The organism is Flagellimonas pelagia, assembly GCF_003584135.1.
GTDB classification, from domain to species: Bacteria; Bacteroidota; Bacteroidia; order Flavobacteriales; family Flavobacteriaceae; genus Flagellimonas; species Flagellimonas pelagia.
In genome coordinates, this window is sequence record NZ_QXFI01000026.1 from 143,971 (window position 1) to 163,491 (window position 19,521).

Sequence of the window (19,521 nt, forward strand, 5' to 3'; positions counted from 1 at the left end):
CTATGAGCCAGGACATTGCTTTTTCCAACATTGGCCGAAAAGAAAAACTTCAAAAAATAGCCACCGACACGTATGATCTTATTGTGGTGGGAGGCGGAATAACCGGTGCGGGAATAGCTTTGGACGCCTCTTCGCGAGGATTGAAAGTCCTCTTGTTGGAAAAGAACGATTTTGCATCGGGGACCAGTAGCAAATCCACTAAGTTGATCCACGGTGGCTTGCGGTATTTGAAGCAGTTCGACTTTTGGTTGGTGAAGGAAGTAGGTTCCGAAAGGGCCATTGTGCACAAACTGGCTCCCCATTTGGTCATTCCCGAAAAAATGTTGCTCCCCTTGATCGAAGGGGGTTCCTATGGCAAATGGCTTACCTCCATCGGGTTGAAGGTGTACGATATTTTAGCCCAGGTCACCGGGGATGATAAAAGACAAATGTTGGAGAAAAAGGAGGCCATGAAATTGGAACCTCTTTTGCCCAAAAAGATATTGAACGGTGCAGGCTACTATGCCGAATACCGAACCGATGATGCCAGGCTAACGTTGGAGAACGTCAAGACCAGTCTAAAATTTGGCACCCAAGCCCTTAACTATGCAAAGGTCACCGATTTCGTGTATGAAAACGAACAAGTGGCTGGCGTTATTTTCAAGGATGAGGTTTTTAGGGAGGAATACAGTGTTTCTTCCACCTATGTGATCAATGCGGCTGGGCCTTGGGTAGATGAACTTCGAAGCGTGAACCATTCCAAAAAGGGAAAACGTTTGCATTTGACCAAAGGGGTGCATTTGGTGTTTCCAAAGGAAAAACTGCCCGTACAACAATCCGTTTATTTTGACATTCCTGATGGCCGGATGATGTTCGCCATTCCCCGTGGCAAGGTCACCTACATTGGCACAACCGATACCAATTACAATGCTGATAAGGACCATGTAACCACCGATATTGCCGATGCCATTTACTTGATTACAGCGGTAAACCATATGTTCCCAGATATCCATTTGGAGCTGGACGACATTGTTTCCTCCTGGGCCGGATTACGTCCGTTGATCCACGAAGAGGGCAAATCCGCTTCGGAACTTTCGCGTAAGGATGAAATCTTCACTTCGGATACCGGATTGATCAGTATTGCCGGAGGAAAACTGACAGGCTACCGAAAAATGGCGGAACGAACGGTTAACCGCATCGCCAAACATATGGAAGAGGACCATGACCGAAAACTGGAACCTTGCACCACGGACAAAATTCCGCTTTGTGGAAGTGATTTTAAAAAGTACAAACACGTAAAAAAATACATTGCCACGGTTTTTGATAGGCTGCATGACAATGGCTTTACGGAATACGACGCTTGGTACTTGGTGACTACGTATGGCAAGCAGACCGAGACCATTTTGGAACTGTATGCCCAAATCAAGGCGGAAAATCTACAGGAAAGAATGATCCGTGCCGAAGCCCAGTTTACCATTGCCCATGAGATGGCCTTGAACCCTCTGGACTTTTTCATAAGAAGAACAGGCAGACTTTATTTTGATATTGATAGTGTCCGGAACTTTATGGAACCCATTTTTGATGAATTCCAAAAGGCGTTTGGTTACACTTTGGAGGAAATGGATGCGTTCAAAAAAGAGTTGGAAGAAGAACTGGAAGATCATTCCAATTTTTCGTTGGATAGAGCCTAATCCAACTTCTCCGTCAGCTTTTCAAAAACCTTTTTGGGATCCTTGTTTTTGTATAGGATTTGGTACACCGCATTGATGATGGGTGTCTTGGATTTCTTCTCCAATTTTTCCATCAATAAGTGGGCGCTTTTGGTGGCATAATATCCTTCGGCCACCATGTTCATCTCCATCATGGCGCTTTTTACGGTATAACCCTTGCCGATCATATTGCCGAACATGCGGTTTCTACTAAAAACGGAATAGCCTGTTACCAAAAGGTCTCCCAAATAGGCAGAGGCATTGATGTTGCGTTTCATTTTGTAGACTTTGTCTATAAAACGTTTCATCTCCCGAATAGCATTGCTCATAAGCACACTTTGAAAATTGTCGCCATAACCTAAACCGTGGGCAATCCCTGCAGCAATGGCATAAATGTTCTTCAGCATGGCGGCATACTCGGTTCCGATGATGTCGTCAGAAATTTTGGTGCGGATGTATTCGCTCTTTAAATGTTGGGCAACCATTTTGGCCTTTTCGGCATCGGCACAGGCTATGGTCAAATAGGATAAACGCTCCAAGGCCACCTCTTCAGCATGGCAGGGTCCTGTGAGTACCCCGATGTTCTCAAAGGGGATGTTGTACTTTTCATGAAAATGCTCCCCCACGATCAACCCACTTTCGGGGACAATCCCTTTGATGGCTGAAAATATGACCTTATGCTTCAAAGAAGCCGTCAATTTTTGAAGTTCGCCCTCCAAAAAAGCGGAAGGGATGGCAAAGATCAACACATCACTGGCTTCCACAATTTCATTGATGTCATGACTCAAATGAAGTTGTTCCACCTCAAATTCCACCGAACTCAAATAATTGGGGTTATGCCCCTCTTTAATGATGTGCCTGATGGCCGAATCACTCCGCATATACCACCCAACACGGTCCCCGTTTTCCGTCAACATTTTTACAATGGCCGTTCCCCAGCTCCCTCCACCAAAAACACCGAATCGTAGTTTGTCTTGCATGCAACCAAATTAGGCTGTAAAGCTAAAAAATAAAATCATGGCTTCATTATCAATTGATTATCAAATAGTTAAAAATTTTGGCACGGTGCTTGGTTTACATGAGGTGAACTTTAAAGCCTCGATTATGAAAAATGGAAAACTACTCTTTGGAATTTTAATGATAGGCCTTTTGGCCAGTTCGTGCTACACCGAGGTCATCGTGGACGATGGATATATTGAAGAATCACCCATCAACACCGCCTTGGTTTTGGAATCCTATGATCTGTGGTATATCGATATCAATGCCACCAAAGGAAACGGGGAAGTTCCTTTCCTGCAACGGGCCTTTACCATTTCCTTTGATAGGGGAATCGTGTATGCCAACAACAATTTGGTGGGAATCGGTAAAACCGGAAATGGATTGGGTATCGATGTGGGAACCTACGGAACCTTCGTTGGACAAGTTGAGGTGGACCATGATGTGGACGGACTATGGCTCCTTGATGTATATGCCGTGAACAACAACACCTTGGAATTATACGATGCCAGGAGCAAAACTTCCTATATTCTTCGTGGCTTCCAGAGAAGCACCTTCGATTACGATCAAGTGTTCTATGATAACATCCACTATTTTCTACAGGAATACCAGGTTTGGGAGAAAACGTACACCAGTGAAGTTGGTGCAATCAACGAGTTTGACGAGGAAAATTACCTTCAGTTCTTCTCAGATGGCGGTGGATATTTTAGATCTTCCATTGATGGACAGGGCATCCCGATTTCGAACATTCAATGGGACTATGAAGGGGATTACGAAGTGTACGATGTGGCCAACGATGCAGCCCTAAAAACTTTAACACTGGATTATGACTTCCTGGGCAATGATTATTTTGAGTTGTACGTTATTAATGACAGTACAATAGAGTTGTACCATGTGTCCAGCGGAACGGTCTATGAGTTTACAGGTAGAGGATACATGCAGTTTTTGAAATCAGGAGATACGGGCAAAAAACGTTCTAAGATCATTAACCCGACCATGAACGTAACCCGACAACGAGATATGTAAGGAAGAACAGAAATGTTCGACTATACTAATAGTTTTTTTGGTTGGTTATTTAGTTAAGTGCCGCCCCAAGTATTACTACTTGGGGCGGTTCTTTTTAGGACTGTTTCTGTTTATAGGTCGATGGATTTTCCCCACTGATCTTTTTAAAGGTCCTATTAAAATAGGAAAGGCTCTCAAAACCACATTCGTAACAGGTTTCGGTGATGTTTCTTCCGGCCAACAAAAGGCGCTTGGCCTGCGTAATACGGTATTGGTTTAAAAATTGGGTGAACGTACTGCCCGTGTTCTGCTTAAAGTACCTACAAAAAGCCTCCTTGCCCAAATTTACCTGCTGGGCCATATCGTCCAATTCAATTTTTTGGGAATAATGTTCATCAATATAGGAATACACCTGCTGCAACCTTTGTTGCTGTTTGTTCGCCTTATTGTTGATGATGGGGTTGGCATGCAACAATTCAAACTCCTTGCTCTTCGCCAAAATTTTTAGCAATTTCAAGATTTCCAAAAACTGTCCGAACCGGCTCATGGGCTGTAATTGTTTCATGATCTGCCCGACGGATTTTTTCGTCTCCCCATAAAAGGCAATACCGTGTTGTGATTTTTCCAACAGTTCATAAACATCTTCCAATTCCTCGATCTCACTGAAAACTTTTTCCTTAAAAGATGCACTGATGTGCAAAACCTCCTTGTGGTATTCCGTCCGGATGCCATGATCAAAATTCAAATGGGGAATGTTGGAACCGATCAGTACGAGGTCACTTCCGGTAAAGTTGGACAAATGATGTCCCACATGACGTTTCCCGTTGGCTCCTTCAATATAGACCAGTTCAAACTCAGGATGAAAGTGCCAAAAGAACAAATCGTTCAACTTGGGATTGTGCAACAAATGGAAGGAACTCTTATCATTCGGTTGTATGTTTTCGAGTTGAATTTTCAATTTATTGTCATTTATGTTTTCAATATAAGAAATAAAAGTCAATAAAGTTCAAATATTGGTCAATGTCACGGTGGAAACCCATAAACCATCCCCCTAGTTTTGAATAATTCAATGTTGAACCTAAAAAACAGAAACGATATGATGCAACAACAAATGAAGGTGGAAATGGCGAACAAGGCCCACGAAAATATTCCGGGCAACCCTTCTACCGCTACCAGTAGTAAGATCAGATTGAACGACCGATCCAACGGAAAACCCTTAAGGGTTTTATCCGAAGAAGATTGGGCTTTTTGGATAGAGAACGGATACATCGTGATCAAAAATGCAGTGCCGAGAGAACAAGCCCGGGCAACGGCCGATTTTATTTGGGAGTTCGATGAAAAAGACCCCAACGACCCAGAAACTTGGTATGCCCCTGCCCGTGCCGAAATGAAGATGAAGGAATTGACGGGAACCGGGATGGTGGAAGTCTATAACCATCAACATTTGTGGAACAACCGACAGACCCAAAAGGTGTACGATGCCTTTGTGGACATTTGGGGCACCGAAAAATTATGGGTGACCATCGATCGGGCCAATTTGAACATTCCCCAACGACCCGGAGAAAATAGAAAAGGGTTCATCCATTGGGATTACGATCCAGAGACCCGGCCCCAAAACGTTCAGGGAGTTTTGGCCTTGGCCGACCAAACGGATGAAAACATGGGAGGCTTTCAATGTATTCCTTGGTTGTACCGAAATTACGATACCTGGAAACTGACCCAACCCGAAGACCGCGATCACTTTCAACCTGACGTTACCGGATTGGAGGATAAAATCGTAAAAGTGAAATTGGAAGCAGGGGACCTTATGATCTTCAACAGTACCCAACCCCACGGCATCCGTCCGAATAAATCAGGGGACAAAGTGCGCATTGCCCAATACATTTCCATGATGCCTGCCGAGGAGAATAACGACGAAATGCGGCAATGGCGCATCAATTCTTGGAAGAACCGAATTGCTCCAGAGGGCTACGCCTTTCCAGGGGATCCCAGAAAATGGGAGCAAACCAGGTATGAAACCGCAAAATTAAGTGCGCTTGGCGAAAAGTTATTGGGTTTGACTAACTGGTAGATTGTCAAATCCTTAAAAATGGGGAGGCCATTAGGGTCTTCCCTTTAATAACCCTATTTTTGCCGGCTTCAAGAACGAAGCCATGAAAAAGTACCTCAACCTTTTTGATTTTTCCCAAAAGGTAAACTACCGAACAGAGATCTTATCGGGCCTTACCGTGGCCTTGGCACTCGTGCCGGAAGCCATTGCATTTGCCTTCATTGCAGGTCTGTCCCCATTGACTGGATTGTACGCCGCCTTTGTGATGGGATTGGTCACCTCTATTTTGGGAGGTAGACCAGGGATGATCTCCGGGGCTACGGGGGCTGTTGCGGTGGTTATTGTGAGTCTGGCCCAGCAATATGGGGTGGAATACGTGTTTGCCACAGTGGTGTTGGCGGGAATTTTGCAGCTTTTGGCCGGATTCCTTCGGTTGGGGAAGTTGATGCGCTTGGTACCCCATCCGGTAATTTTCGGATTTGTGAACGGCCTTGCCATCATCATTTTTATGTCGCAATTGGCTCAGTTCAAAACCCCAGAAGGGGATTGGTTGACAGGCAGCACGCTGTTCATTTTCTTGGGATTGGTATTGTTGACGATGGTGATTATTTGGGGATTGCCCAAATTAACGAAAGTGGTTCCTGCATCCTTGGCCGCTATTTTGGTAGTGTTCGGGATTGTATTTTTCTTGGGATTGGACACCCGTACCATTGGCGATATCGCCTCCATTCAGGGGACATTTCCTCCATTTCATATTCCCGATCTTCCTCTTACTTGGGAGACCTTGAAAATCATTTTTCCCTTTGCGGCGGTTGTGGCCGGGGTTGGCTTGATCGAGAGTTTGTTGACGCTTAACATTGTGGATGAAATCACTGAAACCCGTGGCAGGGGCAACAAGGAAGCTGTGGCCCAGGGTACGGCCAATATCTTATCCGGATTTTTCTCCGGGATGGGCGGTTGTGCCATGATCGGGCAAAGTTTAATCAACACTTCCAATGGGGCAAGGGCCAGACTTTCAGGGATTTTTGCAGCCTTGATGCTCTTGGTATTCATCATGTTTGGTTCCAGCTTGATTGAAAAAGTACCCATGGCGGCCCTCACCGGGTTGATGATCATGGTGGCATTGGGCACCTTTGAATGGGCCAGCTTAAAAACCTTCCGCCGTATGCCCAAATCGGATGTGTTGGTGATGGTACTGGTTACCTTGGTGACCGTGTTCCTCCACAATTTGGCCTTGGCCGTGTTGGTAGGAGTGATCATTTCCGCTTTAGTGTTCGCTTGGGACAATGCAAAACGGATCAGGGCGAGAAAGTATGTGGATGAAAAAGGCATTAAACATTACGAGATCTATGGGCCGCTCTTCTTTGGTAGCACCACCCTTTTTGCGGAAAAGTTTGATGTGTTGAACGACCCCGAAGAGGTCATCATCGATTTTGCGGAAAGCCGTTTGGTGGACATGTCCGCCATTGAAGCCGTGAACAAGATTACGGAACGCTACCGCAAAGTGGGTAAAAAACTCCACCTGAAACATTTAAGCAAGGACTGTCAACGCCTTTTGGCCAATGCCGATGATATTATCGAAGTAAACGTTTTGGAAGACCCCACCTATAAGGTTGTGGTCGATAAAATTGACTGATTATCATTACCTCTTAATCAAGGAAAAGCGCATAAAAAAGGAAACCCAGAAAAACCAAAATCAGAAGGGCAATAAAGTAGTTTTGAATTTCAAGCCATCGATCCCTTTTGGCCTGTTGAATGATCTTGTCACGGATTTTCTTTTGCTCAAAAGGGGTTAGCTCCTTGAACTTTAGTTCTGTATCGTTCACATAGCCTTCGTAAGCTTCTCGAATTTCTTTGAAACTACGCCGTTTACGCAATAAAGCGCGGTTGGCCTTGACCACTAACATTGGTTGACTTGCAGAACCCATAGACCAAAACGTTTAATTATTGGTAATGGATTTTCAAGAAATGTTACAAAGAAGAGGGCTTAATCGCCTTTGGTCTGTCCCAAAAACGGGTTTACGTTGGGGTTTTGTGGGTTGCCGCTGGCCCTTCTCATTAATGTGATCTGTCCGGTGTGGTAGATGCAATCCGAGATCATGCCGTTGATGAGGTTCCAAAAGGCAAACTCCGATTCTTGCTCCCCTCTTTTAAAAATCACCTTGAATTTTTCCAGGTCCTCGGCACTTTTACCCGATACTTTACCACTTGCAGCCTGCAGGTTTTGCAAGGTTTTGGCCCGGAGTTCCTCATACGGAAGGTTGGTGGGGAACAACGCTTTTTCAAAAGGTTGGGCATCCGGAGCCAGCAAAATGTTGTTGGACATGGTATAGATATGCTCCATGGTTTCCAACACAGTCCTGCCGTCCGGAGAGGGTTTGTAGGCCAAATTTTGTTCCGTTAATCCTTCCGTGGCCCAATAAAACCGATAGCCCAGACCGTCTATCATTCTGGCAACCAAATTACCGGGTTCATATGCTTGGGGGTGGGCAGGGATTTCTTTATAGGGAAGTTCCATGGTTTGTGCTTTGATGGATGTGATGGTTAGCAATAAGCAAATTAAGGCAATGGTATTGAAGTAGGATTTTTTCATTGGGTGCAAAGGTATTATATAAAGGATTTTCAGAAGTAGCGAGTACAAGCAATTACTTATAGCTATTGTTGGCACTAGTATTTTATATTAATTTTCTTTTAGTTAAATCCGCAATTATTTGATTAATACATCTAACACAATGAGTCAATAAGTCTTGTGAATCATCAGAGCTATATATCAAATGTGGGTGCTGTGTTTTGTTTCTGTAGAATTTTCTCAATAAGTCTAGGTTAGTCATTAATTCTTCACTTGGTTTAGGTTTTATCTTATTGGCTTTTGATTCTTTATTAATCTCATCTATAAAGTTGTACCAAGTTTGTTTGTCGTTAGCAATGTTTTTCGTCAATTTCTCATAGAACAGCTTAATTACATCTTCAGTACCTCTTAAATAATGAAATGCAGCTGCAGTATACCTGTCAAATGCCAAACATTTACAGCCTTCTTCAAAATCATATCTGGCTACATCGGGCAGTTTATTAAAGCAATTTTTTGAAAAAATCTTTTCTACTGTATCTGTCAACGTTTCGTTAGAAAATCTTTTTTCTTCTAAAATAAAGGCTTGGCGAATATTCAGTTCCGCATCAAGAGTGATGTCAGCATTATTTATTTTTTCAGATATTTTATCAAGTAAGTCTTCATCTACCGTTTCTTTTTTCTTCTTATATCCTTTAGATAACTTTTCTAGTTTATGAAGGTCGTCAATGATTCCTTTCATTTTGAGAGTTTCTTTAGTCACTCTTAAATCTAATTCATTGATGAATTCAACATATTCTAAAATACTCTCAAAGTATTTCTCATTAGTTATATCAGGAGTCTGAAAACGAAGTCCACGATAGTTGTAACCAAATTGATAATATCTATATATACTTACTTTTTTCATATTAGTGCCAACGGTCTCGGCTATGATTTCGTTGTGGCTGGCGGCTGGTGAGCGACGGCGCGGGCCGGTGCGATTTTCCAGCGAACCATAGCCGCGGTACAAAATCATTCCTTTGGTTAATAGTTTTCTTAAAATTAGGGAATTTAGTTCAAGGCAGTAGGGAACAATAAATTATAGCCAGTGTTGGCAATAGTTTTTATGCAACCCAAAGGAAAAGTCTATTCACGATTCTCCATTTTCCATTTCTTATTTCAATAAAAATAAGTTCCCCATAACCGCAGTCCCCCTCGCATAAGTAAGAACTGTAAAAAACCCCTTTTGTAGAATTTGAATTGAAATAAACATTTGAAAAAAAGTAACTTCTGGCAATTTCAACCGATAAGCTTCCACTTTTTTTCTTTGGATATTTTCTCTTTATTTTTTCAAATGACAAAACTTCAATATTACCAAGGGAATTTAATGAATCCGTTTCAATAGTATAGGAGTCAGATTTCTCTCTTTTTATTAAGTTGTCCAAAGGCTCTAGGAAATCGATTGAATCTTGTTCACTTTTTAAATTATGTCCTAGATAGTTCCTAATACTTTTGATTGTTTCTAAATCTGTAGGCAATGGGTAGGCTAGATTTTTTCTATATCCAATTAACGTTTTCCTTGATAAGGAATCATTGATATTTAAATCTGCTGTGTCAACGATTTCCGAAATCAAGTCGTTAAAAATGGGCTCATTTCTAATCAACCGTTTTTTACAGTTATTTGAAATAAGAAGAACCATTAAAATTGGGAGTAAACCTCTCATTTTTAAAATTATTGCCAACTTGTTTATAGAAACGTAAAATACATCTCTATACACCCAATATGGTATACAATCAATGTATTTGATTTTATTCTAACCTGATAATACAATTCGATCAAGGTTCACAATCCGTTTTGGACAACGGCATGGAAGAACTAAAACTTAGCGCGTTTTTGTCCTTAAAGGCCGTACCGATCTCGTCCAGTTCGCCATATCCCTCGATCAATTGCCCATCCTTAAACAAAAAGGCCACCTCGCGGGTATTGCCTTGGGTCCCTTCGGACATAAAGGTGTATTTGCCAATCAGCACGCTGTCCAGCAGCTCACCGGCAAAGGTCCCGGCATTGGCATCTTTTTCAGAAAGAGCATAACTCAGGTTGCCCAGTACGGCATTGTTGATCTCTGTAATTTCCAAAACCACTTTGTTGCCGTTCGCTTCATAGGTATAGCAACCTACTTCCAATGTAGGAACCGGTTGGGGAGGGGCCACAGTTTCCGGTTCTTCGCTGTCCACTTTTTTAGTCTCCTTGGTCTTACAGGCGAATACCAAAAGCAGGACTAGGGATGTAACAACTATTTTTTTCATGATCAGTCTATTTTTTTGAAGGTGAGCAAATTGGTTTCGGAACCATTGGAAAGATATAGTCTATTGTTCTCCACCTTGTATTGGGTACTGGCTTGCAGGGCGGTCAAAAATTCAGATTCCTTTTCCATGTTGGGGCAGGCCATTCGGGTAGAGGCCACTTGGGAAAAACGTAATAGGTCCTTTTCATAAAAAAGGCTGCCGGTCATGCGGTTGCACCCTGAAAATCCAGAGAACCGGTTGCTGTTGATGTTGATTTCCATATTGGGTACCTCCTGTCCATTAAAATTGGCTTTGGACACCTTGGCCCCCTTCATTTCTTCCAATACCCAAATATCGTGCAGCCTATAATCGGTAACATAGGTGCCGCAACCTTCCAACGCTTGACTTTCATCCGATCCCGTCGATTTATAGGAGATGGTCACCGTGTAAGGGGAAACTTCGCCCGACATAGCATTGGTGCATTCCTTGTGGGCTATGATGATGTCCATATGAGTGGCCTCGGTCTGGATACGGAACATTTTAATGTTGGCATCCTGTGCCAAAATAGGGGGGGATGGCGGTGTAACGATGGTGTCTTCCATGGTTTTGAGTTCCACCTTGTTGTCATAGATCTTTAGGCCCCAAAAAGGTTCGGTGCCCGTAGCCTTAAAATAACTGCCATCGATGTCCATGGCGATGGGTTCCATTTTTCGCACCGTTGTGGAATCCATTTTTTCTTCAGTGGCGGGTTCCATTTCTGGTTTTTCTTTCTTCTTTTCCACACAACTGGAAAAGCAAACGAATGCTGCGATTACAAAAAGGATCTTTTTCATGGCTGCACTTTTTTGAATCGCATCATGGGAATTTTGCCCAATAAAAGATTTAGCTTGCCATCCTCAAACGAAAAACCATCTATTTTTTGCATCATTTGAAGGAACTGTCGCTCGCTGCCTCCACAGAACATCATGGTGGTAGGGCCGGGTTCCCCAAAGGAAATAGCGTTCTCTTCGATGACATAATCAGCGGAATAGCCATTACAGCTATCGGTTCCGGAAACTTTTTGGGTTTCCTGATCAAAGGTAATCTGAGGTTTTTTTTCAGGGAACAGGCCTTCAAAGGCAATGCGGGGCCCCGAAATGTATTCCAGTTCCCATGTAGTGCCATAAAGCTCATCGGCACTGGATGCAGACCTATTGCAGGAGTCTGCCAGTACCATGGCCAAAATGGCAATGATAATTGAGGTTTTCATTGTACGGAAATTAATGGTTAATGTTTCAGAAAAGTACTAAAAAATTGATTTTTAACCCGTAAATCCCTCTGTTAATAAATGGACAAGATTCGTGATCAAGGATTTCTAAGGCTCCACACTTCATAAATGGGATCGCCTTTGCTGCTCAGTCCGGAATGATGCCAATCCCCATCTTGTAGCTCATAATCAAATTGTAAACTTGCCCCTACCCTGGAATCGTCCCTGGAAAAGAAACCAATGTTTTCGGTATACTTTCCATCAACAGTGGTGTAGGTGCCGCCCCCAGTGCCCATAAATTGTTTGGTCTCGGTATTGTAAGCGATCCATTGAAAGCGGGTACCGGATAGGATCTTCATGGTTTTTCTCGGACCGGAAGTATCGCGTTTTACAATTTCACCATCCCGTTTTCTGCCGGAAATGAGCCAAGCGCCATGTAAATCTCCTGGGGTGCCATCGTCCAATCGTTTCCAAGTCCATTCGCCCAGTTCAAGTGCTTCACCGTTTATTTTGAAGGCAACGGCATCGGTCGTTCCGACGGATTCTGGATCAGTCGTGGAGTATTCGTAATGGAGGTCCAGTGCATCGCCGTTGGATTTGAAGCTTCCTCCTTTGGTGCCCAAAAATTTTCCTGTGGATTTCTCAAAGATGCCTTTGGAAAAGTAATCTCCTGCAAAAATGAGAACGTGTTCTATTTCAATTCCATTGCTTGACTGAGTGGTGGTCCATGCTCCCTGTATGCTTTGGGCATGGATGGCGGGTAAACATAGCAAACCCAAAAGGGTAAAAAGTATTTTTTTCATGGCTTTTGTATTTACCCTAAAATAAAAAAATGCTGTCGCTTAAGCAATTAAACAACAGCATTTCAATAATATATAAGTTCGGTTACTAGAACGTTCTCAAGTATTCGGCAACGTCCCTTGCTTCATCCTCGGTAAGGTTTTGGTTGAGCATGATCGCATTGTTGTATTCTTTCAGCAAAGCCTTGGCAATAGGATCTTCCTTCAACATACCATCAGGATTTAAGATCATGTTCATGACCCATTCAGGACTTCTTCTGTCATATACACCTTTAAGTGCTGGACCAATCATACGTTGATCGATCATATGGCAAGCCACACAGATGGACTCGAATTTTCCTTTACCCCTGTCGGCCATGGCTTGGTCAATTTCAGCACCAAATTCCACGCTCTTGATGGGACCAACTCCCTTATTGCTCAAATCCACAGGGATTTCTTGACTGGTTGGAGCTTTGGCATCCTCGGTTTTGGTTCTACTTACCTCAAAACCATCTTTCTTTTCTTCCTTTTTTCCTCCGCAACTTGCAATCATGGCGCCCAAGGCCAAGAATAGAACTACTTTTTTCATTATTTGCTCAATTGATGTTTGTTTGTGTAAAAAATGCAGCTACTAAGATAGGGATTAGACACTAATAATCGGGCAGTTTTTTGTTTTGAATCTCACAGAGAAGGCATTTCAAAGGGACTCGAAAAAATCCAAGGCCCGTTTCTCGGTATAGGTGATGTTCTTTTTACCCCAAAAACCCACATGCCCCCCATAATTTGGGGTTTCCAGATATAGGTTGTGATTTCGGTCTACTTCTTCAAAAGGATAACATTCCGGACCCAGGAAAGAATCATCCTTGGCGTTGATGATCAAGCTTGGAACAGCGATGTTAGGTAAAAATTGAAGCGAACTACATTGCATATAATAATCCAGGGCATCCTTAAAATGATGGGCCCGACTGGTGTAGATATCATCAAAATCCTTTAGGGTCTTAATCTTTTTGATGTCGGCATTGGTAATGCGCTCCGGGAACAATTGTTGCTTTTGCCTAAGCTTGTCCAACAGATTTTTTTTGAAACGTTGGGCATACAATACATTTTTAGGACTGAGCAATTGTGTACAGGAATTGTGCAGGCTACAGGGCACGGAAACCGCCACGGCACCCTTCATTTCCTTTGGAATCTGGTTGCCTTCACCCAAATATTTCAACAAAAGGTTACCGCCCAAACTGAAGCCTTTTAAATAAATCTCACTGTAGTTTCTGGTGTTGAGAATGTGGTCGATGACTTCTATCAGATCTTCCGTGGCCCCACTGTGATAGGAGCGGTACAAACGGTTTGTTTCCCCGCTACACCCTCTATAATTCACAGCACAGGCATCGTAACCATTTTCATTGAGGATTTTGGCGCTGCCGGTAATGTAGGGTCGTTGTCCGTCACCTTCCAATCCGTGTAGCAGGATGACCAGTTTTTGGGTCGATTGCGTGGCTTCGCTCCAGTCCAGATCCAAAAAATCCCCATCGGAAAGGATCAATCGCTCCCTTTTTTGCACCACTCCGTTCACGGATCGGATGATTCCCGAATAAATGGTGGCCAAATGACCATTTCGGAAAAATAAGGGTGGTTTATAATTGGAGGCGATTTGTGGCATGGGGCTGTTTAATCTTTGGCGTAGGTTTCAAGGAGTTTGGCCTGTTCTTCTATGGCCGATTTAAACTCGCTCTTCAATTTTTCTACGAGTTTGGAAACAGGAAGCACATCATCTATGGCTGTGGCCCCTTGTCCTGCGGACCAAATGGTTTTCCAAGCTTTGGCCTCGGTGTTGAGTTCTTTCCCAAAATCAATTTTGGTATCTTTCTTTAAATCCTCTTCGGTAATGCCCGCAGCTTTAAGGCTGGCAGCCAAAAAATTGGCATGTACCCCAGAAATGGCAGCCGTATAGACAATGTCACTGGCCCCGGCATCCATGATCATTTTTCGATATTCCTCCGTAGCCTGACTTTCTTCGGTATTGATAAAACGGGTACCCATATAGGCCAGATCAGCACCCATTTGCATGGCAGAGGCAATGTCCCGTCCCGTGCTGATGCATCCCGAAAGCAAAATGGTCTTATGGAAGAATTTTTTCACTTCGGTGATCAAGCTCATGGGATTGATGGTCCCGCCGTGCCCACCGGCACCAGCCGATACGAGGATCAGACCATCCACTCCAGCTTCGGCCGCTTTTTCGGCATGTCTTTTTTTGATGATATCATGGAAAACCAAACCGCCATAACTGTGAATGGCATCGACCACCATGCTTACGGCACCCAAGGAGGTAATGACCAAGGGGACTTTATGCTTCATACAGAGTCTTACATCGGCCTCTAAGCGTGGATTGGTAGGATGCACCACCAAGTTCACCCCAAAGGGAGCCGCTTTTTTGCCCGTTTCCTCCTCAAATTTTCGGAGTTCCGATTTGATTTCTACCAACCATTCCTCAAAACCTTCGCTGGTACGTTGGTTCAGTGCCGGAAAGGTGCCGACGATACCGTTCTTGCAGCATTCGATGACCAATTTAGGCCCAGAGATCAAAAACATGGGGGCGGCAACAACGGGTAAGGAAAGGTTTTGGATGAATTCGGCTTTTTGGCTCATGGTGTGATGTTAAACTATGTTTAAAAATAGGAACTATTCTGCTACTCAATGGAAACAGTATTCAAAACTATGGTATTTTTACAATTATTATGCATGCATAACAAAATAACCTGCTATGTTTTTTAAAGAGTTCGAGATTCGTTGGAGCGATTTGGATGCCAATCGCCACATGGCCAATTCGGCCTACATCAATTTTATGAGCCATACCCGGATGGCGTATTTGGGTCAGTTGGGCTTCAACCAGGTGAGCATGGCCATCCACAATATCGGCCCCGTGGTTTTCTATGAACATGTCTATTATTTTAAGGAGGCCTTCCCTGGTAGACCAGTGAAAGTTTCCTTGGAATTTGTTGGGATGAGTGAGGATGGGATGTTCTTTGAGTTCCGGCACAACTTTTACGATATTAAGGGTAAAAATTTTGCCCGTTGTGAGATGATGGGTGCTTGGATTGATTTGAAGGAGAGAAAGTTGATAGGTCTTCCCGTAGAATTTTTGGAAGCGTTCCAAGCTATGGAACAATCCAAGGATTTTAAGGTTTTGACCAAGGAGGACACCCGGAAGTTTGTTCAGGTTCCCAAAGACCTGTAACAAATCCAAAAGACCTTTTTTATAGCTACCCTATGTTGGGTTTAGGCTTTTTACTGGCGAGGTATACCCCGACCAATACAAAGGTCGTAGCCACTATTTTGATAAGGGTAAGATGGTCTTTGCCTGAAAAAAGGGCAAAAACGATGCCGACCAAAGGTTGCATGTATACAAACGCCCCTACGGTCGAGGCCTTGAGTTGGGTCAGTGCAAATACGTTGAACAAATACGTCAGGAACGTGGTTCCGATGACAACGAACGCAATGGATCCATAGGCCCAGAGCGGCATGGCACCCCAGTCCATCTCCAGCACATCGGGGAGGGTAATGGGTAGGTTGATGATAATGGCAATGGTGAACAGCCACTTCATCAAAGTAAACGGGTGGTACTTTTCAATCAGTTTTTTTACCACGATGAGGTACGCGCCGTAAGCGGTAGCATTCACTACGAACAAAAAGTTGCCCAATGGAATGTTGGGGGCATCATGGCGAATTTCGGCCCCAAAAAGAATAAGTCCAATGGCCCCAACAAACCCCAAGAACACGCCAAGCCCTTTGTTGAGGGTAATCCGTTCGCTCAAAAACAAAGCGGATAAAATCACTACAATGATAGGGGTAATGGTGACCAAGACCGCACTGTTGATCGGGGTAGATAGTTGCAGGCCCTTAAAAAAGGAGAGCATGTTCACGACCATACCCAAGATAGCACATGCCAGAATTCGGCCCCAGTCCCTTTTCTCTATTTTTTCCTTGGGACCAAAAATGGAGATGAGCCAAAAAAGGATGGCCGCTCCGGTAACCCTGAACAATATAAACCCAAAGGGTTGTACATACATGGGCATGACCCCCTTGGCTACGGTATGGTTGATGCCATAGATGGTGGTGGCCCCTATGGCAGCCAGTATGGCCAAGGTTCTTTTACTCATGGATGCAGGGCTTCCTTGGCCTCTTGGGCCGTTTTCTTGGAATTGCCCACAAAGATCTGCCCATCCACAAGGATTACCGGCCTCTTCAAAAAGGTGTAATGCTCCAAAATCAATTCCTTATAGTCTTTTTCGGAAAGTTCTTTTTCATGGAGTCCTTTTTGCCGGAACAACATGGCCCTTTTGCTGAACAACGATTCATAGCTTCCGGAAAGTGCCTTCATTTCATCAACTTGTGCGGCTGTCATGGGTTCCGATTTTATTTCTTGAAGTTGAACCCCGTCCAAAGGTTCCAATTCCTTAAGAATGCGTTGACAGGTGGAACAGCTGCCCAAGTGGTAAATTTTTTTCATGATCTAATAGTGATGAATTGCTAAAGGAAGTCAAAATTACGCCAAATCATATTAAGATAGTGCTAATTCAATGGCTTTTCGGGCATGGATCTTGGTGGTGTCAAATGTTGGGAGTGCAGCTTCATTGGCGGGAGTGAGCAAAGGAAGTTCGGTGCAGCCCAAGATGGCACCTTCCGTTCCTTCTGCCTTCATTTTTTTGATGATGTCCAAACAAACTTGTTTGGATGTGTCTTTAAAAACCCCTTTCACCAATTCATTATAGATGATGGATTGAAGGGATTCCCTGTCCACGGCATTTGGTATCAACACTTCCAAACCAAAGTCTTCTTCCAAAATCTTGGTATAAAAATCCTCCTCCATGGTAAACTTGGTCCCCAATAGAGCCACCCTTTTCATGCCTTTTTCTTGAATGGCCTCGCCAGTAGCGTTCGCGATATGTAAAAAAGGAATGTTTATGGCCTCGGTGATATAATTGCTCACCAGATGGATGGTGTTGGTACAGAGCAAGACCAAGTCCGATCCTGCGGTTTCCAACTTTTTGGCTTCTGTGGCCATAAGTTGCCCGATCTTGTCCCAATCCCCGGAAAAGGAATAACGCTCAATTTCATCAAAGTCCACAGAGGAGAGCATACATTTTGAAGAATGTGAACCTCCTAATTCTTCCCGTGTCATTTCATTAAGGTGTTGGTAATATATTTTGGAAGATTCCCAACTCATTCCCCCGATCATTCCGATTGTTTTCATGATTTATTTTTTTAAAGGTTGGCCCATGCATCGCGCAGTTTCTCCAAAGGAGATCTATTTAAAAAATTACAATTCGTTTTGTATGGCTTCGATGTATGCTTTGATTACATCCTCATTTCTTTTGTAATAGGTCCATTTGCCATGTCGGGTCGGGATGACCAGATCGGCATTCTGCATGGAGTTCAAATAGGTTGAAATGGTGGATTGGGACAACCCGGTCTTATCTTGGATGTATCCCACACAAACGCCATCGTTAAAATGGTCAATGTCCTGATGGGGCGGAAAATTTAATTCAGGGTTTTTCAACCATTTCAAAATATTAACCCTAGTTTTATTGGACAGAACCTTATTGATTTCAATGATATCCATAAGGCAAATATAATTAAATATTTACATATCTAAAAATATAGATATGTTATGGTGACTTAACCTTTTGATTGATGATATGGAAAAGTTATTTGACATTCTACTAAAGAACAGGAAAATACTACATGGCTATTTGCAGAATACCCCAAAGGAGGATTTATTCAGGATTCCTGAAGGGTTCAACAACAATATTTGGTGGAACATCGCCCATGTGGTAGTGACCCCGCAGTTATTATTGTACGGGTTGAGCGGTCGTGACTTTACCATAGAGGAGGAATTGATCAACAAATACCGAAAGGGAACTTTCCCTGATGGCGAGCCTTCCAAAACGGAAATGGAGAAAATAGACGCCTACTTGTTCAGCACGGTCAAACACATTCAACTGGACTACGACCATGGGAGGTTTAAAAACTTTCAGGAATACATGACCTCACCGAAAATCGGGTTGAGCAGTCCAGAGGATGCCATTGCGTTCAATGTCTTCCACGAAGGATTGCACCTTGGTGCCATAATGGCTTTAAAACATGCCTTGGAAAGGGACCGTTAGGATTTTATGGTCTTAAATTTCAAGTACTTGTTGATGTCATCAAAAGCAAGGGTCAATACAATAGGCCCATCGGCATAAGATGCCACCTCGTACTGGTTGTACACCATTTGGATTCCGTTTGGGGTATAGCCCACATTTTGGGCCAAATGGAACGCATCGCCTTCGAACATAAATCCCGTGGCATTGATATTCTTGTCCTGTGGAATTTTTTCTTGGTCCCGGAATTGGGCTTCAGCAAATTGGGCAAACCCTTCATAATCTTCAAACAGATCGTAGTTTTCTAACTCTTTTCCTTCCATTTTGTCAAAATTCAAAAAAGTGGTTGAGGCATAGCCGTGGGCACCGCCAGTGAAGGAATAGGAATTCAATTTGATGGTCACAATGTTGGTATCCTCATAAACCACTTCCCCATTGATTTGGGCTTCCCAGGCCACTTCCTCCGGAAAATTTTCCTTGAGCTCTTTGTAACTGTCGGTAAAAGATGCAATGGCCTTATCTACACTGTCAATGGTTTGGTCCTCGCTGAATGATAATAACGAAATGATTTCCTCCCTTAAAGACCTGTTGATGGCCGTGGCCACGGATGATTCATCCATGGCATTGGGGATGTTGATTTCTATTGTAGGACAATCGGTGCAGTTTTCTCCTGCCAATTGAAGGGTATCGAAGGTAAGTTTACTTTCAGTTTCACAACCTACAACAAAAGCAAGTATCAAGAATACACCAAGGCATTTTTTCATGTTATGGAATTTTAGGGTCATCAAA

General features: G+C 43.4%; 24 protein-coding genes. 6 read left to right on the forward strand and 18 right to left on the reverse strand.

What is annotated here, in order from left to right:
• The first annotated feature begins 2 nt into the window (after window positions 1-2).
• Entirely contained in the window at window positions 3-1,670 is a 1,668-nt protein-coding gene (locus tag D2V05_RS10700; protein WP_119647571.1) for a glycerol-3-phosphate dehydrogenase/oxidase, read from the forward strand.
• Here D2V05_RS10700 and D2V05_RS10705 read toward each other — a convergent pair.
• Entirely contained in the window at window positions 1,667-2,668 is a 1,002-nt protein-coding gene (locus D2V05_RS10705; protein ID WP_119647572.1) for an NAD(P)H-dependent glycerol-3-phosphate dehydrogenase, read from the reverse strand. The genes D2V05_RS10700 and D2V05_RS10705 overlap by 4 nt on opposite strands.
• A 124-nt stretch (window positions 2,669-2,792) precedes the next feature.
• On the opposite strand from D2V05_RS10705, the gene D2V05_RS10710 reads away from it, so the two are divergent.
• The gene (locus tag D2V05_RS10710; RefSeq protein ID WP_119647982.1) at window positions 2,793-3,710 is read left to right on the forward strand and encodes a nicotinic acid mononucleotide adenyltransferase; all 918 of its coding nucleotides are present in this window, start codon (window positions 2,793-2,795) and stop codon (window positions 3,708-3,710) included.
• Window positions 3,711-3,804: 94 nt separating this feature from the next.
• On the opposite strand, the gene D2V05_RS10715 is transcribed toward D2V05_RS10710, so the two are convergent.
• Window positions 3,805-4,647: a helix-turn-helix domain-containing protein gene (locus D2V05_RS10715; protein WP_119647983.1), complete on the reverse strand. Its 843-nt coding sequence runs from the start codon at window positions 4,645-4,647 to the stop codon at window positions 3,805-3,807.
• Between the two features lie 141 nt (window positions 4,648-4,788).
• Between D2V05_RS10715 and D2V05_RS10720 the strand changes: the two genes are divergently transcribed.
• Complete coding sequence (locus D2V05_RS10720; RefSeq protein WP_119647984.1) at window positions 4,789-5,760, forward strand: phytanoyl-CoA dioxygenase family protein; 972 nt, start codon at window positions 4,789-4,791, stop codon at window positions 5,758-5,760.
• An 82-nt stretch (window positions 5,761-5,842) separates the two neighbouring features.
• The gene (locus tag D2V05_RS10725; protein ID WP_119647574.1) at window positions 5,843-7,375 is read left to right on the forward strand and encodes a SulP family inorganic anion transporter; all 1,533 of its coding nucleotides are present in this window, start codon (window positions 5,843-5,845) and stop codon (window positions 7,373-7,375) included.
• Between the two features lie 13 nt (window positions 7,376-7,388).
• Here the strand turns inward: D2V05_RS10725 and D2V05_RS10730 are convergent, their stop codons facing one another.
• The 11 genes from D2V05_RS10730 to D2V05_RS10780 form a co-directional block, all read right to left on the reverse strand.
• Window positions 7,389-7,667, reverse strand: coding sequence for a hypothetical protein (locus D2V05_RS10730; protein ID WP_147378272.1), 279 nt, complete (start codon window positions 7,665-7,667; stop codon window positions 7,389-7,391).
• Between the two features lie 59 nt (window positions 7,668-7,726).
• Window positions 7,727-8,332 carry a DinB family protein gene (locus tag D2V05_RS10735; protein ID WP_119647577.1) on the reverse strand — a complete coding sequence of 202 codons (606 nt, stop codon included), beginning with the start codon at window positions 8,330-8,332 and terminating at the stop codon, window positions 7,727-7,729.
• Window positions 8,333-8,414: 82 nt separating this feature from the next.
• Complete coding sequence (locus D2V05_RS10740; RefSeq protein WP_119647579.1) at window positions 8,415-9,320, reverse strand: hypothetical protein; 906 nt, start codon at window positions 9,318-9,320, stop codon at window positions 8,415-8,417.
• Window positions 9,321-9,408: 88 nt separating this feature from the next.
• Complete coding sequence (locus D2V05_RS10745; RefSeq protein ID WP_147378273.1) at window positions 9,409-10,008, reverse strand: hypothetical protein; 600 nt, start codon at window positions 10,006-10,008, stop codon at window positions 9,409-9,411.
• A gap of 112 nt (window positions 10,009-10,120) precedes the next feature.
• Window positions 10,121-10,591 carry a hypothetical protein gene (locus D2V05_RS10750; RefSeq protein WP_119647584.1) on the reverse strand — a complete coding sequence of 157 codons (471 nt, stop codon included), beginning with the start codon at window positions 10,589-10,591 and terminating at the stop codon, window positions 10,121-10,123.
• 2 nt (window positions 10,592-10,593) lie between these two features.
• On the reverse strand, window positions 10,594-11,403 hold the full coding sequence (locus D2V05_RS10755; protein WP_119647586.1) for an META domain-containing protein: 810 nt from the start codon (window positions 11,401-11,403) through the stop codon (window positions 10,594-10,596).
• Entirely contained in the window at window positions 11,400-11,819 is a 420-nt protein-coding gene (locus tag D2V05_RS10760; RefSeq protein ID WP_119647588.1) for an META domain-containing protein, read from the reverse strand. Before D2V05_RS10760 ends, D2V05_RS10755 begins: the two co-directional genes overlap by 4 nt.
• Before the next feature lie 95 nt (window positions 11,820-11,914).
• Window positions 11,915-12,619: a membrane or secreted protein gene (locus D2V05_RS10765; RefSeq protein ID WP_119647591.1), complete on the reverse strand. Its 705-nt coding sequence runs from the start codon at window positions 12,617-12,619 to the stop codon at window positions 11,915-11,917.
• A gap of 85 nt (window positions 12,620-12,704) precedes the next feature.
• Window positions 12,705-13,184 carry a c-type cytochrome gene (locus D2V05_RS10770; protein WP_119640559.1) on the reverse strand — a complete coding sequence of 160 codons (480 nt, stop codon included), beginning with the start codon at window positions 13,182-13,184 and terminating at the stop codon, window positions 12,705-12,707.
• Between the two features lie 108 nt (window positions 13,185-13,292).
• Window positions 13,293-14,252: a YheT family hydrolase gene (locus D2V05_RS10775; protein ID WP_119647592.1), complete on the reverse strand. Its 960-nt coding sequence runs from the start codon at window positions 14,250-14,252 to the stop codon at window positions 13,293-13,295.
• Between the two features lie 8 nt (window positions 14,253-14,260).
• Window positions 14,261-15,238 carry an NAD(P)H-dependent flavin oxidoreductase gene (locus D2V05_RS10780; protein ID WP_119647594.1) on the reverse strand — a complete coding sequence of 326 codons (978 nt, stop codon included), beginning with the start codon at window positions 15,236-15,238 and terminating at the stop codon, window positions 14,261-14,263.
• A gap of 115 nt (window positions 15,239-15,353) precedes the next feature.
• Between D2V05_RS10780 and D2V05_RS10785 the strand changes: the two genes are divergently transcribed.
• Entirely contained in the window at window positions 15,354-15,827 is a 474-nt protein-coding gene (locus D2V05_RS10785; protein ID WP_119647596.1) for an acyl-CoA thioesterase, read from the forward strand.
• Window positions 15,828-15,852: 25 nt separating this feature from the next.
• Here D2V05_RS10785 and D2V05_RS10790 read toward each other — a convergent pair whose 3' ends face one another.
• The 4 genes from D2V05_RS10790 to D2V05_RS10805 form a co-directional block, all read right to left on the reverse strand.
• Window positions 15,853-16,749: a DMT family transporter gene (locus D2V05_RS10790; protein WP_119647598.1), complete on the reverse strand. Its 897-nt coding sequence runs from the start codon at window positions 16,747-16,749 to the stop codon at window positions 15,853-15,855.
• Window positions 16,746-17,099 (reverse strand): arsenate reductase family protein, encoded by a 354-nt coding sequence (locus D2V05_RS10795; RefSeq protein ID WP_119647601.1) that lies wholly within the window; start codon window positions 17,097-17,099, stop codon window positions 16,746-16,748. The genes D2V05_RS10790 and D2V05_RS10795 overlap by 4 nt, the downstream gene beginning before the upstream one ends.
• A 51-nt stretch (window positions 17,100-17,150) precedes the next feature.
• Entirely contained in the window at window positions 17,151-17,843 is a 693-nt protein-coding gene (locus tag D2V05_RS10800) for an aspartate/glutamate racemase family protein (protein ID WP_119647603.1), read from the reverse strand.
• Window positions 17,844-17,909: 66 nt separating this feature from the next.
• Window positions 17,910-18,212, reverse strand: a complete 303-nt coding sequence (locus tag D2V05_RS10805) for an ArsR/SmtB family transcription factor (RefSeq protein WP_119647606.1) — start codon at window positions 18,210-18,212, stop codon at window positions 17,910-17,912.
• A gap of 76 nt (window positions 18,213-18,288) precedes the next feature.
• On the opposite strand from D2V05_RS10805, the gene D2V05_RS10810 reads away from it, so the two are divergent.
• Window positions 18,289-18,756 (forward strand): DinB family protein, encoded by a 468-nt coding sequence (locus D2V05_RS10810; RefSeq protein WP_119647607.1) that lies wholly within the window; start codon window positions 18,289-18,291, stop codon window positions 18,754-18,756.
• Here D2V05_RS10810 and D2V05_RS10815 read toward each other — a convergent pair.
• Entirely contained in the window at window positions 18,753-19,496 is a 744-nt protein-coding gene (locus D2V05_RS10815) for a DUF3298 and DUF4163 domain-containing protein (protein WP_119647609.1), read from the reverse strand. The two genes, D2V05_RS10810 and D2V05_RS10815, sit on opposite strands and share 4 nt — an antisense overlap.
• Between the last annotated feature and the right edge of the window lie 25 nt (window positions 19,497-19,521).

Coding starts and splice junctions, on each gene's coding strand:
- D2V05_RS10700 (WP_119647571.1), top strand. CDS start 3: ATGAGCCAGGACATTGCTTTTTCCAACATTGGCCGAAAAGAAAAACTT.
- D2V05_RS10705 (WP_119647572.1), bottom strand. CDS start 2,668: ATGCAAGACAAACTACGATTCGGTGTTTTTGGTGGAGGGAGCTGGGGA.
- D2V05_RS10710 (WP_119647982.1), top strand. CDS start 2,793: ATGAAAAATGGAAAACTACTCTTTGGAATTTTAATGATAGGCCTTTTG.
- D2V05_RS10720 (WP_119647984.1), top strand. CDS start 4,789: ATGCAACAACAAATGAAGGTGGAAATGGCGAACAAGGCCCACGAAAAT.
- D2V05_RS10725 (WP_119647574.1), top strand. CDS start 5,843: ATGAAAAAGTACCTCAACCTTTTTGATTTTTCCCAAAAGGTAAACTAC.
- D2V05_RS10730 (WP_147378272.1), bottom strand. CDS start 7,667: ATGGGTTCTGCAAGTCAACCAATGTTAGTGGTCAAGGCCAACCGCGCT.
- D2V05_RS10735 (WP_119647577.1), bottom strand. CDS start 8,332: ATGAAAAAATCCTACTTCAATACCATTGCCTTAATTTGCTTATTGCTA.
- D2V05_RS10740 (WP_119647579.1), bottom strand. CDS start 9,320: ATGATTTTGTACCGCGGCTATGGTTCGCTGGAAAATCGCACCGGCCCG.
- D2V05_RS10745 (WP_147378273.1), bottom strand. CDS start 10,008: ATGAGAGGTTTACTCCCAATTTTAATGGTTCTTCTTATTTCAAATAAC.
- D2V05_RS10750 (WP_119647584.1), bottom strand. CDS start 10,591: ATGAAAAAAATAGTTGTTACATCCCTAGTCCTGCTTTTGGTATTCGCC.
- D2V05_RS10755 (WP_119647586.1), bottom strand. CDS start 11,403: ATGAAAAAGATCCTTTTTGTAATCGCAGCATTCGTTTGCTTTTCCAGT.
- D2V05_RS10760 (WP_119647588.1), bottom strand. CDS start 11,819: ATGAAAACCTCAATTATCATTGCCATTTTGGCCATGGTACTGGCAGAC.
- D2V05_RS10765 (WP_119647591.1), bottom strand. CDS start 12,619: ATGAAAAAAATACTTTTTACCCTTTTGGGTTTGCTATGTTTACCCGCC.
- D2V05_RS10770 (WP_119640559.1), bottom strand. CDS start 13,184: ATGAAAAAAGTAGTTCTATTCTTGGCCTTGGGCGCCATGATTGCAAGT.
- D2V05_RS10775 (WP_119647592.1), bottom strand. CDS start 14,252: ATGCCACAAATCGCCTCCAATTATAAACCACCCTTATTTTTCCGAAAT.
- D2V05_RS10780 (WP_119647594.1), bottom strand. CDS start 15,238: ATGAGCCAAAAAGCCGAATTCATCCAAAACCTTTCCTTACCCGTTGTT.
- D2V05_RS10785 (WP_119647596.1), top strand. CDS start 15,354: ATGTTTTTTAAAGAGTTCGAGATTCGTTGGAGCGATTTGGATGCCAAT.
- D2V05_RS10790 (WP_119647598.1), bottom strand. CDS start 16,749: ATGAGTAAAAGAACCTTGGCCATACTGGCTGCCATAGGGGCCACCACC.
- D2V05_RS10795 (WP_119647601.1), bottom strand. CDS start 17,099: ATGAAAAAAATTTACCACTTGGGCAGCTGTTCCACCTGTCAACGCATT.
- D2V05_RS10800 (WP_119647603.1), bottom strand. CDS start 17,843: ATGAAAACAATCGGAATGATCGGGGGAATGAGTTGGGAATCTTCCAAA.
- D2V05_RS10805 (WP_119647606.1), bottom strand. CDS start 18,212: ATGGATATCATTGAAATCAATAAGGTTCTGTCCAATAAAACTAGGGTT.
- D2V05_RS10810 (WP_119647607.1), top strand. CDS start 18,289: ATGGAAAAGTTATTTGACATTCTACTAAAGAACAGGAAAATACTACAT.
- D2V05_RS10815 (WP_119647609.1), bottom strand. CDS start 19,496: ATGAAAAAATGCCTTGGTGTATTCTTGATACTTGCTTTTGTTGTAGGT.